A 13,398-nucleotide genomic window follows, 5' to 3' on the forward strand; every position below is an offset into this window, starting at 1 on the left:
ACGTCAAGAGGCGCAAAAGGGATATGGTCAGTCTTCAATGCATTTTGTATAGAGACGACCTGACTACTTCAGCGGAGATCAAAGCTATGACCGAATGGCAAAAAACGAACTGGCGCAACAAGCCCCGGGTTCAGATGCCAGACTATATCGATGCGGCCGCGCTGGCCAAAGTCGAGGCTCAGCTTTCTCAGTATCCCCCGCTGGTCTTTGCTGGCGAAGCACGGCGTCTCAAACAACATCTGGGTGCCGCCGGTCGCGGCGAGGCTTTCCTGTTACAGGGCGGGGATTGTGCTGAAAGCTTTGAACAATTCAGCGCGGATGCAATTCGTGACACCTTTAAGGTGATGCTGCAGATGGCGATGGTACTGACCTATGGTGCCAAGGTGCCCGTGGTCAAAGTGGGCCGTATGGCGGGCCAGTTTGCCAAGCCGCGCAGTGCGCCGACCGAGGTTCTGGACGGTGTTGAGTTGCCCAGCTACCGCGGTGACATCATCAACGAGCTGGCTTTCACGCCCGAAGCCCGCATCCCGAATCCCAGCAAGATGCTGCAGGCCTACACGCAGGCTGCCGCTACCTTGAACCTGTTGCGTGCATTCTCGACCGGCGGATTCGCCGATATGAGCATGGTGCATTCGTGGACATTGGGCTTCACGGATGAACAGGATGTACAGAAATACTCGGAAATTGCTGACCGTATCCAAGACACGATCGACTTCATGGATGCCGCCGGGATCACAGCGGACACTACGCATGAGTTCTCAACCGTGGAGTTTTACACCAGCCACGAAAGCTTGCTGCTGGAATACGAAGAGGCTCTGACCCGTCTCGATTCTACTTCCGGCAACTGGTTGGCAGGGTCCGGTCACATGATCTGGATCGGCGACCGTACGCGTCAGCCAGACGGTGCGCATGTGGAATTCTGCAGCGGGGTACTGAACCCGATTGGTCTAAAATGCGGCCCGACCACGACAGCCGAGGACCTCAAGGTTCTTATGGCCAAGCTGAACCCGGAAAACGAAGAGGGTCGCCTGACCCTGATCGCACGGTTTGGCGCAGGCAAGGCAGGCGAGCACCTGCCGCGCCTGGTCAAGGCGGTTAAGGAAGAGGGCGCCAAGGTCACCTGGGTTTGCGACCCGATGCATGGCAACACGATCAAGTCGGCAACCGGGTACAAAACCCGTCCGTTCGACTCGGTCCTGCGTGAGGTACGCGACTTCTTTGGCGTCCATCAGGCCGAAGGCACGGTTCCTGGTGGTGTGCATTTTGAGATGACCGGTCTGGACGTCACAGAATGCACCGGCGGCGTGCGCGCGGTGACCGAAGAGGACCTGTCAGATCGTTACCACACAGCGTGCGACCCACGCCTGAACGCATCGCAGTCCTTGGAACTGGCATTCCTGGTCGCAGAAGAGCTGACCAACCTGCGCCGCGACCGCAAGAACCGCGCAGCCAGTTAAGGTTATAGACAATAATCGGAAAAGGCGGGCTGGATGGGCCCGCCTTTTTTTGTTTGTGACTTAGTCATCGCGCGACACAACCAGCCTCAGATGTGAACCGGGACGGTCAAATTTTTGCTGATCTTCTGCGAATCCGGTCTGGACCGTTTGCGACGGTTGTTTGGGAACCTGCACATCCGACACCGGGCGCAAATTGGTTTCTGAGATTGTGAATCGTCGGGGTGTTGCACCTATAGCGCCGTCGCTGACCATTACGCCCAGAATGCGGCTGACATCACCTAAATCGCTTTTCAGCGGTAACAGAAGCATGCGGGCCTGTAACTGCACACGCCCCAACCGACCTGATGATTCCAGGGTCAGATTGGCGATAGCTGGTTGTGCGAATACCTGTTCCGACACGGTCTTGATCTGGTCCCGCGCGCCGGGCTCAAAGAAGGAAGTCAGCGGCATACCACGCACTTCCATCCCGGCCAGCTGGTTCAAATGCCTCCCGGCCAGACGGAATCGGGTAAGTCCGGGGGCGATGCGTTCCAGAACGAAAGTGTATTCCAAAATGTTCTCAAGCCCGCGCGGGTCGATTTGCGACCGCATGGGAACCCCATCACCTGTCAGAAGCGCCGTCCAATACGCCTCGGCCTGGCGGATAGGCGAAAGGCTGCGCCCGCTGTCAAAACGATCCATAGAGACGATCTTTCCAAAACTTGACCCGAAACCGTTCCCGAAAAAGGTTTTCATCATTATCACCCTGGCGCCTATCGACCGTCATTTTCCTAAAATGCGAAGTACCGGGGACCTCTATCCGAGGCCAGTGTCCGCAGCTGTAAGACTGACGCAGGTTGATTCAATTTTGGAGCAAATCTTTAACGAATGGTTAACGACTGACGGGCAAAGGCAGAGTCAGCAAACTCTTGCCCTGTGCGCGCAGTTCGCATTAGGTGCGCCCAGCAAACTGAAAACAGGCAGCTATGGAAAGGGCAGGCATGATTGAATCCATGACGGGTTTCGCCTCGGGCAAAGGGGCGTTTGGCCCGCATAGCTGGACGTGGGAGTTACGCAGCGTGAACGGCAAGGGGCTGGACATGCGTCTGCGCGTGCCGGACTGGTTGACCGGGCTTGAGGCTGCGTTGCGCGCCGCGATGTCGAAAAAACTAAGCCGGGGCAATGTGACATTGTCTTTGCGCCTCAGCCGAGATGAGACGCAGGCGGACCTGGTCCTGAACGAGACTGCCATGAGTGCCGTTCTTGAGGCTGTGGCGCGAACGCAGGAAATGGCCATTGCGCGGGACGTGACCCTTAGGCCCTCGACGGCCGCTGATCTGATCTCGCTCAAGGGTATGTTGGATGCGGGCAGTGATGGGGATGACCCGGGCCCATTGGTTGGCCAACTGACGGCAGAATTCAGTGGCCTATTGGGCGAATTCATAGAAATGCGCCAGTCCGAGGGTCGGGCGCTGGCAACTGTTCTGGAAGATCAACTGGGGCAGGTGGCTTCATTAACGGCCCAAGCGGCAGAGCTGGCAGAGCAACGCAAGGACAAGATGGCCGAGGCGCTGCGGGATAATCTGGCGCGGGTAATGGACAACGCGCAGGGGGCTGATCCGGACCGCGTTGCTCAGGAATTGGCTCTGATTGCCGTCAAGGCGGACATCACCGAAGAGATAGATCGCCTGAAAGCGCATGTCGTGGCAGCCCGCGATCTGCTGGCGCAGGACGCGGCGGTTGGGCGCAAGCTGGATTTCCTGATGCAGGAGTTCAACCGCGAGGCCAATACTTTGTGCTCAAAGGCGCAAAGCGCGGAATTGACAGCGGTAGGCCTTGAGTTGAAGGCCGTAATAGATCAGATGCGTGAGCAAGTGCAGAACGTAGAATAACCACAGGAGCGCCCAAATGGCGGATCGACGCGGCCTATTAATCATTCTGTCCTCGCCTTCGGGGGCCGGTAAATCGACCCTGGCGAAACGGCTGATGCAGTGGGATTCTGAGCTTGAGTTTTCGGTCTCGGCCACCACCCGCGCACCACGTCCAGGTGAGGAAGACGGACGCGAGTATTACTTCCTGAGTGAAGATGCGTTCCGGCAGCAGGTGTCCGAGGGACAAATGCTGGAACATGCGCACGTGTTCGGCAATTTCTACGGTTCACCTGCGGGTCCGGTTCGCGAGTCCATTAACAGTGGCAAAGACGTTCTGTTTGACGTGGACTGGCAAGGCGAGGTGCAAATCCGCAATTCGGATCTGGGCAAGCACGCTTTGTCGATCTTTATCCTGCCGCCGTCTATCCCCGAGCTGCGCCGCAGGCTGGAAAGCCGCGGTCAGGACAGTGAAGACGTGATCGCCAAGCGGATGTTGAAAAGCTGGGATGAGATTAGCCACTGGGGCTATTATGACTATGTTCTGATCAATGACGATCTGGATGCCACCGAAGAGAAGCTGAAAACCATCGTCAGCGCCGAACGCATGCGCCGCATCCAGCAGCCCAGCCTGCAGAACCATGTCCGCACGTTGCAAAACGAATTTGAGGGCTTGGCATGACCATTTACGCTTTGGGTGACCACGCGCCGCAAATCCACGAAGACACCTGGGTTGCGCCGGACGCCAACCTGATTGGGAAAGTCGTTCTGGAGCAGGGTGCCTCGGTCTGGTTCGGCTGCACCATCCGCGCCGACCACGAAGAGATCCGCGTGGGCGAGGGCAGCAACGTCCAGGAAAACTGCGTCATGCATATCGACGCCGGGTATCCGCTGACCATTGGTAAGAACTGCACCATCGGACACAAGGTCATGCTGCATGGCTGCACGATCGGGGAAAACACACTGATCGGAATGGGCGCGATTGTCTTGAACGGCGCAAAGATCGGGAAAAACTGTCTTATCGGTGCCGGCGCACTGATTACCGAAGGCAAGGAAATACCCGATAACTCTCTGGTTATGGGGTCACCGGGCAAAGTTGTGCGGGAACTGGATGCGGCGGCAGCGCAAAAAATCACCTTCAGCGCGCTTCACTATCAGCAGAATATGCGCGCGTTTCGCAAAACTTTGAAACCTGTGTCTTAGGTTGATTCCAAACGCATCAAGAGTGACGGAAATGCCAAACGACCTGCTTGCTGAAATTGTGTCGGCCATTCCGATGCCCACGCTTATGGTTGATCAGACCGAGCGCATCATAGCGGCAAACACCGAAGCCAGAACTATGCTGGGTCAGAACATCGAAGGCCGCCATTTCGCAACGATCCTTCGGCAGCCACAAGTCATCGACGCGATGGAGCAGAGCCTGCGCAGTAAAGGCCCAGCCAAAACGCGCCATTTGTCCAATGATGGTGCCCAGGACACCACTTTCGAAGTGCAATGCCGTTACATGAAGGGTGTGGGCGCGGTGGAGGGTGGTGCCGTGATGGTCGTTTTCCAGGACGTCACGCATCTGGAACAGGCCGGACAAATGAGGCGCGATTTTGTGGCGAATGTCAGCCACGAACTGCGCACGCCTCTGACTGCTCTGATGGGCTTCATAGAAACATTGCGTGGTCCAGCGCGAGATGATGCAGCCGCCCGTGAGCGGTTTCTGCAGATCATGACCGACGAAGCCAATCGAATGAACCGGCTGGTCGGCGATCTGCTATCCCTGAACCGGGTTGAGAGCGAAGAGCGGGTTCGCCCCAGGGAGCAGCTTGATCTGACAGGTCTGTTGCAATCAACGCTTACAACGCTGCGTCCCCTTGCTGAGGCCGCAAAAGTGGACCTGACACTGGATGCGTCATCAGGGCCAATCTCGGTGACCGGAGACAGCGACCAATTGCGTCAGGTGTTCACGAACCTGATCGAGAATGCCATCAAATATGGCGGTAGCGGCGGTAGTGTTGATGTGCGCATTCAGTCATCTGAGCGCGACACCGCCATGCGCGGCCCTGCGGTTCGGGTACAGATCGCAGACAAAGGCCCAGGGATTGATGCCGTGCATCTGCCGCGCCTGACCGAGCGATTCTATCGCGCCGACAGTCACAGATCCCGCGAGCTGGGCGGTACGGGGCTGGGCCTTGCGATTGTAAAACATATTGTAAACCGCCACAGGGGGCGGCTACGGGTCGAAAGCGATCTGGGAAAAGGCTCTGTATTTACAGTGATTTTGCCGCGCTGATTTTCGGCCAATGACGCAGGTTCATTTCAGACGCGCGCTGTGTTCCGTACTGTCCTGTTAAGAAAACTTAAGAAAATCGTTACGTGTCATAAAACCGTTACGTACTTGTCACAAAAGGCTTACGCACGGCTTTTAGGAGTTCGCGCAGATCATCATGGGGTGATCACAATTTATCTTTTCAGGGAGACTGAAATGTCCTTTGTAAAACTGTCGGCTTCGGCGCTTACCATTGCTGCTGTATCGGCCACCGCGGCCGCCGCTCGTGATCAGGTTCAGGTTGCGGGTTCTTCAACCGTGCTGCCATACGCTTCGATCGTAGCAGAAGCCTTCGGTGAGAATTTTGACTTCCCGACACCGGTTGTTGAATCGGGTGGTTCCTCGGCAGGTCTGAAGCGTTTCTGTGAAGGTGTTGGCGAAAACACCATCGACGTTGCGAACGCATCGCGCCAGATCCGTGAAAAAGAAATCAAAGCCTGTGCTGAAAACGGCGTTACTGACATCATCGAAGTTCAGATCGGTTATGACGGCATCGTTTTCGCATCCGACATCAACGGCAACTCTTTCGAGTTCACGCCGGAAGACTGGTACAAAGCTTTGTCCGCTCAGATCGTCGTTGACGGTGAACTGGTCGACAACCCCAACAAAACCTGGGCCGACGTAAACCCTGCATTCCCGGCACAGCCGATCGCAGCCTTCATCCCGGGCACCAAGCACGGCACTCGTGAAGTGTTCGAAGACAAAGTGATCCTGGCTGGTTGTGAGCATCTGGGCGACTTTGACGTCTACAAAGCGGCCAATGGCGACGACAAGAAAGCCGCCGAGAAAGCCTGTATCGCTCTGCGTACCGATGGCGTTTCGGTCGACATCGACGGTGACTACACCGAAACTCTGGCCCGTATCGACAGCAACAAAGACGGCATCGGCGTCTTTGGTCTGGCGTTCTACGAGAACAACACCGACAAGCTGCAAGTCGCAACCATGTCTGACGTTGTTCCTTCGACCGAGTCGATCGCAACCGGCGAATACCCGGTTTCGCGCCCGCTGTTCTTCTACGTGAAGAAAGCGCATATCGGCGTGATCCCCGGCCTGAAAGAATATGCTGAGTTCTTTGTCGCTGACGAGATCGCAGGTCCCGACGGTCCGCTGGCAGAATACGGCCTGGTATCCGACCCTGAGCTGGTCAAGGTACAGGAAGCTGTTGCCAACGAAACCGTCCTGGGCGGCGGTTCCTAATCACTCTTACGAACGGAACCGGGGCGGTTTTTCTCGCCCCGGTTCTTTTTGACTCCATCTCTGCCATCCCCACGGAGTTCTCATGGCGTTATCCTGGCTGTTGCTTATCCTGCTTGCGCTGGCAGTGATCGGATTTTTTGCGGGTCGGTCCCGCGCTCTGGCAAGTGCGGGTGGTAACGTCCGCGATTTGCATTCTTTACCGTCTTACTACGGTTACAACGTTGCGCTGACGGCTCTGGTTCCTGCAGTTGGGGTGCTGATCGTCTGGCTCCTTGCCCAACCGATGATCGTGAACAGCACGGTATCCGAGCTTATTCCCGATCATGCAGTGCCCGAAGGGTCGGATCGCGGCCTGATCATGAGCGAAGTGCGCCGTGTCGCCTACGGCTTGGACGGCGCTGTTGCCAGCGGTGCGATGACCGAAACTCAAGCCCGGAACGGCAATGCGGATATCGAAGCGCTGACGAAAACGCTGAAAGACGCAGGCCAGGTTCTTACTCAGGACATCACACAGCCGATTTTGGTTGCAGCACAAAAGTTCCGCAGCATGACGTCCACAGGGACAGTTGCCATGCAAGTCGTAGTGCTGGCGATGGCACTACTTGGGGCCGCCTTTGCCTATGTGCGTACGCACAAGGAGTTTCGGGCGCGCAACGTGGTAGAGCAGGGGGTTCTGGCCCTTCTATTGCTGGCCGCGTCAATCGCGATCCTGACAACCATCGGCATTGTTCTGTCGATGCTGTTTGAGACGATGAACTTCTTCCAGCTGCATTCGTGGAAGGACTTCTTCTTCGGCAGCACGTGGGCACCGAACTTCCGCGGAGGCAGTGAGCTGTCGATCCTACCGCTGTTGTGGGGCACGCTGTACATCTCTGTGATCGCGCTGCTTGTGGCGGTTCCGATTGGCCTGTTTGCCGCGATCTATCTGTCTGAATATGCTTCGGGCGTGACGCGGTCCATCGCGAAACCGCTGCTGGAAATCCTCGCAGGTATTCCGACCATTGTTTACGGCCTGTTTGCCTTGCTAACTGTGGGTCCTGCGCTGGTGTCGATGTTTGGTGACGGTGGCGCGTTGGGAGTGGGCTGGATGGCCAGTTCGAACGCGGTTCTGACCGCTGGGCTGGTTATGGGGATCATGCTGATCCCGTTTGTCTCATCTCTGTCGGATGACATCATCAACGCGGTGCCGCAATCCATGCGTGACGGCTCGCTGGGTTTGGGAGCGACGCATTCGGAAACCGTGCGCAATGTGATTCTACCGGCAGCGCTGCCGGGCATTGTCGGCGCGATCCTTCTGGCCGCAAGCCGCGCCATTGGCGAAACGATGATTGTTGTGATGGCCGCCGGAGCGATCGCCAAATTCTCGGGCAACCCGTTCGAAGCGATGACAACCATCACCACGCGGATTGTCAGCCAGCTGACAGGCGATACCGATTTTGCCAGCCCCGAAACGCTGGTGGCCTTTGCGCTGGGTCTGACCCTGTTCATCATCACACTGGGGCTGAACATCTTTGCCCTCTACATCGTACGCAAATACCGGGAGCAGTACGAATGACCGATATTTCCCAAATGCCTGACGCTGCTCCGACCACGAAGCCCAAGGGCGGCTCGCTGTTCGAAAAGGACGCGCGCACCAAGCGGCGCAACGCAGCCGAAAGCCGGTTCAAAATGTATGGCATCGCCGCCATTGGGATCGGATTGCTGATGCTGATTGTGCTGGTGACCAATATTGTCACCGCTGGCACCGGTGCCTTTCAGCAAAGCTTTCTTGAACTGAATGTCGAATTGAAGGCCGACAAGCTGGACAAGAAGGGTAACCGGAACATCGAGGATATCAAGAAGGTTTCGACCTTTGGCTATGCCCCTCTGATCGCGTCTGCGCTGGAAAGCGAAGTCGAAAAGCTGAGCATCCAGACAGACCTGAAACCCAAGGAGATGGGCAAGATCCTGTCCAAGGCCGCGCAAGCCGAGTTGCGGAACTATGTGATCGCCAACCCCGATGAGATCGGCAAAACGGTCAGCTTCCGCTTTTTGGTCAACAGCCGTGTCGATGGCTACATGAAAGGTCGCGTGACCCGCGATTCGATTGCCAACGACAAGAGTATCTCGGTCGAACAGTTGGATTTCGTGGATCAACTGCGCGATGCAGGTGTGCTGTACAAAGCCTTCAACCCGGATTTCATTTTGGGTGCAGATGCGTCAGACCAGCGGCCCGAAGCGGCTGGGATCGGTGTCTCTATGCTGGGTTCATTGTTCATGATGTTGGTCGTCCTGGCGCTGGCCTTGCCCATCGGTGTAGCGGCTTCGATTTATCTTGAGGAATTTGCGCCACAGAACCGGTTGACCGATATCATCGAGGTCAACATCTCGAACCTGGCCGCTGTTCCGTCGATCGTGTTCGGTATTCTGGGTCTGGCTGTGTTCATCAACTACATGCACCTGCCGACGTCAGCCCCGTTGGTGGGTGGTCTGGTGCTGACACTGATGACGCTGCCGACGATCATCATCTCGACCCGCGCGTCGCTGAAAGCTGTACCGCCGTCGATCCGTGATGCGGCGCTTGGGGTAGGGGCCTCGAAAATGCAGGCGGTGTTCCACCATGTCCTGCCGCTGGCTGCACCCGGCATTCTGACCGGTACCATCATTGGTCTGGCGCAGGCACTGGGGGAAACCGCACCGTTGTTGCTGATCGGGATGGTAGGCTTTATCGCCTCAAATCCGCCCGATGGCATTGTCGCGGGCTTCCTGTCACCAAACTCGGCCATGCCGGCGCAGATCTATGAATGGTCCAAGCGCGCCGACCCGGCCTTTTATGAACGTGCATGGGGGGGCATCATCATCCTGTTGATCTTCCTCGTTACAATGAACACCATTGCGGTACTTCTGCGCCGCCGCTTTGAACGCCGCTGGTAAATGGGGCTATTATGAATGATATGACACGAGTGGAGAGAACCGTGGACTCCAAAGCCATCAAGATCGCCGCCAACAACGTTCAGGTCTACTACGGCGACACGCACGCCATCAAAGACGTGGACGTCCAGATCGAGGACAAGACCGTAACGGCCTTTATCGGCCCATCGGGCTGCGGCAAGTCCACTTTTCTGCGCTGCCTCAACCGGATGAACGACACCATCGACATTTGCCGGGTCGAGGGCGATATCCTGCTGGACGGCGAAGATATCTATGACAAGCGTGTCGACCCGGTGCAGTTGCGTGCCAAGGTCGGAATGGTGTTTCAGAAACCCAACCCGTTCCCCAAGTCGATCTATGACAACGTGGCCTATGGCCCGCGCATCCATGGTCTTGCAAAGAACAAATCGGAACTGGATGATATCGTTGAGAAATCTCTGCGTCGTGCTGCGATATGGGATGAGGTCAAGGACCGCTTGGACGCCCCCGGTACAGGCCTGTCCGGTGGTCAGCAACAGCGCCTGTGCATTGCCCGTGCCGTGGCAACGGAACCTGAGGTTTTGCTGATGGACGAGCCATGCTCGGCGTTGGACCCGATTGCCACTGCGCAAGTCGAGGAACTGATTGACGAACTGCGGTCGCGCTATTCGGTGGTGATCGTGACCCACTCAATGCAACAGGCTGCGCGGGTGAGCCAGAAAACGGCGTTCTTCCATTTGGGCAACCTCGTGGAATTCGGCGAAACCGGCCAGATCTTTACCAACCCCGAAGACCCCCGCACGGAAAGCTACATCACCGGCCGTATCGGCTGAGGACAGGTATTTGAACATGACCGAACAACATATTGCATCCGCATTCGACCGCGACCTTGAAGCGGTTCAGGCCCATATCATGAAGATGGGCGGTCTGGTCGAGGCCGCGATCATGAACGCCGCGCGCTCGCTTGAAACCCGGGATGTCGAATTGGCCCAACAGGTGCGTCAGGGCGACAAAGCCATTGATGCGCTTGAGGATCTGATCAACGAAGAAACCGCGCGGGTGATCGCGCTGCGGGCACCCACAGCGAGCGACCTGCGTCTGGTTCTGTCTGTTCTGAAGGTCTCGGCCAACCTGGAACGCATTGGCGACTATTCCAAAAACATCGCCAAACGCACCACGGTTCTGGTCGACGCCGGTGAGATCAACGGCAGTGCCGCCGCCCTGCGCCGTATGGCGCGCGAGGTTGAGCGGATGCTGCGCGACGCGTTGGACGCCTATATTCAACGTGACGCCGAATTGGCCGCTGACGTGATCCAGCGGGATGAAGAAGTAGACCAGATGTACAATGGCCTGTTCCGCGAGTTCCTGACCTTCATGGCCGAAGATGCACGCAATATCTCATCGTGCATGCACCTGCATTTCATTGCCAAGAACATCGAACGGATGGGTGATCACGTAACAGCCATCGCAGAACAGGTGGTCTATCTGGTGACTGGGGAACGGCCATCGGAAGCACGTCCCAAAGCTGATACCACCTCGCAAACCGCCTAGGAGGCAACGATTATGTCCGCTGATCAGCCTACGGTACTGGTTGTTGAGGATGAACTGGCCCAGCGTGAAGTGCTGGCTTACAACCTCGAAGCAGAAGGGTTTCGTGTATCCAAGGCGGCCAATGGTGACGAGGCGTTGCTACTGGTTGATGAAGACAATCCGGACATCATCGTTTTGGACTGGATGATGCCCAACCTCAGCGGGATCGAAGTGTGCCGCCGCCTTAAAACGCGCCCGGATACACGATCGATCCCCATCATCATGCTTTCCGCCCGGTCGGAAGAGGTCGACAAGGTGCGTGGTCTGGAAACCGGGGCGGATGACTATGTGGTCAAGCCGTATTCGGTTGTCGAGCTTATGGCGCGCGTGCGCACACAGTTGCGCCGTGTTCGCCCGGCGACGGTCGGTATCAAGCTTGAATTTGCGGATATCATTCTGGATTCCGAGACACACAAGGTCAGCCGAAACAGCAAGCCGCTGAAACTGGGCCCGACCGAGTTTCGTCTGCTGAGCACGTTCATGGAAAAACCGGGTCGTGTCTGGAGCCGCGAACAGTTGCTGGACCGGGTCTGGGGGCGCGATATCTACGTCGATACCAGAACGGTCGATGTTCACATCGGCCGCTTGCGCAAGGCGCTGACGCAGCATGGCGGTGAAGATCCTGTGCGTACGGTCCGCGGCGCAGGGTATGCGCTGGGGTAAAAACACGGGGCAGGGCGCACTGCCCTGTTCTATGCGGTTTACTCATGGTTCGTTGCGAATCTGTAGCTGTTATTTGCGGTTACGGCAGGGTATTTTGCGACAAAGCCGACTAGCGGAGAACCAAAATGAACGCCCCGAACGCCAAACCGACTTTGCGCGCCAAAGATGCACCTGACATGGGGGCGTTCTCGTGGGACGATCCATTTCGTCTGGCGGATCAGCTAACAGAAGATGAGCGCATGATCGCCGCGAGTGCGCAGGCATATTGTCAGGAAAAGCTGCAACCACGGGTTCTGGAAGCCTTCCAGAACGAGGAAACGGACCCGGAAATCTTCCGCGAAATGGGTGAAATGGGCCTTTTGGGCACCACGATCCCCGAAGAATACGGCGGTCTTGGTGGCGGCTATGTGTCTTACGGTCTGGTCGCGCGCGAGGTTGAGCGTGTGGATTCTGGCTATCGCTCGATGATGTCGGTGCAAAGCTCATTGGTGATGTACCCGATCTATGCCTATGGCAGCGAAGAACAGCGCCGGAAGTACCTTCCAAAACTGGCCAGCGGCGAATGGATCGGTTGCTTTGGTCTGACAGAACCTGATGCCGGCTCGGACCCGGCGGGCATGAAAACCCGCGCGGAAAAGATCGACAGTGGTTATCGGCTGACCGGCAGCAAGATGTGGATCTCGAATTCACCCATCGCAGACGTCTTTGTGGTATGGGCTAAGTCCGATGCTCATGACGGCAAGATCCGTGGCTTTGTTTTGGACAAGGGTCTCAAAGGTTTGAGCGCGCCCAAAATTCAGAACAAGATGAGCCTGCGGGCATCGATTACGGGTGAGATCGTTCTAGACGGCGTCGAAGTGGACGAGGGCGCCTTGCTGCCGCATGTTCAGGGCCTGAAAGGTCCGTTTGGTTGTCTGAACCGTGCGCGCTACGGGATCAGCTGGGGCGTCATGGGCGCCGCTGAAAGCTGCTGGCACGGTGCGCGTCAGTATGGTCTGGACCGCAAACAGTTCAACAAGCCGCTGGCACAGACGCAACTGTTCCAACGCAAACTGGCGGATATGCAAACCGAGATCGCCCTGGGCCTGCAAGCTAGCCTGCGCGTTGGCCGTTTGATGGATGAGGCAGAAGCTGCGCCCGAGATGATCTCGATCGTTAAGCGAAACAACTGCGGCAAAGCGTTGGACATCGCACGGAATGCCCGCGACATGCACGGTGGCAATGGCATCTCACTGGAATTCCAGGTTATCCGCCACATGGTCAATCTGGAAACTGTGAACACCTATGAGGGCACGCACGACGTTCATGCGTTGATTTTGGGGCGGGCACAGACCGGACTTCAGGCCTTCTACTAAGATAATCTAAATATCGCATAATCGGTATTATGGTAAAAACGTAGCATTGGCAATTTCCGGTTTTCCCAAAATTGCCAATGCCT

13 protein-coding genes are annotated in these 13,398 nt (G+C 56.8%); 12 read left to right on the top strand and 1 reads right to left on the bottom strand.

The features are described from left to right. The first annotated feature begins 86 nt into the window (after positions 1–86). The gene (locus AC2FI9_RS01360) at positions 87–1,457 is read left to right on the top strand and encodes a class II 3-deoxy-7-phosphoheptulonate synthase (RefSeq protein ID WP_496738585.1); all 1,371 of its coding nucleotides are present in this window, start codon (positions 87–89) and stop codon (positions 1,455–1,457) included. A gap of 60 nt (positions 1,458–1,517) precedes the next feature. Here AC2FI9_RS01360 and AC2FI9_RS01365 read toward each other — a convergent pair whose 3' ends face one another. Continuing rightward, a complete protein-coding gene (locus tag AC2FI9_RS01365) occupies positions 1,518–2,138 on the bottom strand; it encodes a PAS domain-containing protein (RefSeq protein WP_496764856.1) in 621 nt (206 codons plus the stop codon). Positions 2,139–2,437: 299 nt separating this feature from the next. On the opposite strand from AC2FI9_RS01365, the gene AC2FI9_RS01370 reads away from it, so the two are divergent. From AC2FI9_RS01370 to AC2FI9_RS01420, 11 genes are all read left to right on the top strand, one after another. Next, positions 2,438–3,328 carry a YicC/YloC family endoribonuclease gene (locus AC2FI9_RS01370; protein WP_496765345.1) on the top strand — a complete coding sequence of 297 codons (891 nt, stop codon included), beginning with the start codon at positions 2,438–2,440 and terminating at the stop codon, positions 3,326–3,328. 16 nt (positions 3,329–3,344) lie between these two features. Beyond that, positions 3,345–3,986, top strand: coding sequence for a guanylate kinase (gene gmk / locus AC2FI9_RS01375; protein WP_058271617.1), 642 nt, complete (start codon positions 3,345–3,347; stop codon positions 3,984–3,986). Beyond that, the gene (locus AC2FI9_RS01380) at positions 3,983–4,507 is read left to right on the top strand and encodes a gamma carbonic anhydrase family protein (protein ID WP_496722896.1); all 525 of its coding nucleotides are present in this window, start codon (positions 3,983–3,985) and stop codon (positions 4,505–4,507) included. The genes gmk and AC2FI9_RS01380 overlap by 4 nt, the downstream gene beginning before the upstream one ends. 31 nt (positions 4,508–4,538) lie before the next feature. Beyond that, on the top strand, positions 4,539–5,585 hold the full coding sequence (locus AC2FI9_RS01385; RefSeq protein WP_496764860.1) for an ATP-binding protein: 1,047 nt from the start codon (positions 4,539–4,541) through the stop codon (positions 5,583–5,585). 192 nt (positions 5,586–5,777) lie between these two features. Beyond that, positions 5,778–6,818 (top strand): substrate-binding domain-containing protein, encoded by a 1,041-nt coding sequence (locus tag AC2FI9_RS01390; protein ID WP_496722892.1) that lies wholly within the window; start codon positions 5,778–5,780, stop codon positions 6,816–6,818. An 82-nt stretch (positions 6,819–6,900) separates the two neighbouring features. Beyond that, a complete protein-coding gene (gene pstC / locus AC2FI9_RS01395; RefSeq protein ID WP_496764863.1) occupies positions 6,901–8,373 on the top strand; it encodes a phosphate ABC transporter permease subunit PstC in 1,473 nt (490 codons plus the stop codon). Continuing rightward, positions 8,370–9,731 (top strand): phosphate ABC transporter permease PstA, encoded by a 1,362-nt coding sequence (gene pstA / locus AC2FI9_RS01400; RefSeq protein WP_496764865.1) that lies wholly within the window; start codon positions 8,370–8,372, stop codon positions 9,729–9,731. The genes pstC and pstA overlap by 4 nt, the downstream gene beginning before the upstream one ends. Before the next feature lie 11 nt (positions 9,732–9,742). Next, positions 9,743–10,540: a phosphate ABC transporter ATP-binding protein PstB gene (gene pstB, locus AC2FI9_RS01405; RefSeq protein WP_058271912.1), complete on the top strand. Its 798-nt coding sequence runs from the start codon at positions 9,743–9,745 to the stop codon at positions 10,538–10,540. Between the two features lie 16 nt (positions 10,541–10,556). After that, positions 10,557–11,258, top strand: a complete 702-nt coding sequence (gene phoU, locus AC2FI9_RS01410) for a phosphate signaling complex protein PhoU (RefSeq protein ID WP_496764868.1) — start codon at positions 10,557–10,559, stop codon at positions 11,256–11,258. Positions 11,259–11,270: 12 nt separating this feature from the next. Next, entirely contained in the window at positions 11,271–11,960 is a 690-nt protein-coding gene (phoB, locus tag AC2FI9_RS01415; protein ID WP_058277939.1) for a phosphate regulon transcriptional regulator PhoB, read from the top strand. A gap of 125 nt (positions 11,961–12,085) precedes the next feature. Beyond that, positions 12,086–13,315, top strand: a complete 1,230-nt coding sequence (locus AC2FI9_RS01420; RefSeq protein ID WP_496764871.1) for an acyl-CoA dehydrogenase — start codon at positions 12,086–12,088, stop codon at positions 13,313–13,315. Positions 13,316–13,398: the final 83 nt, after the last annotated feature.

The organism is Ruegeria sp. CDSA246, from assembly GCF_059611225.1.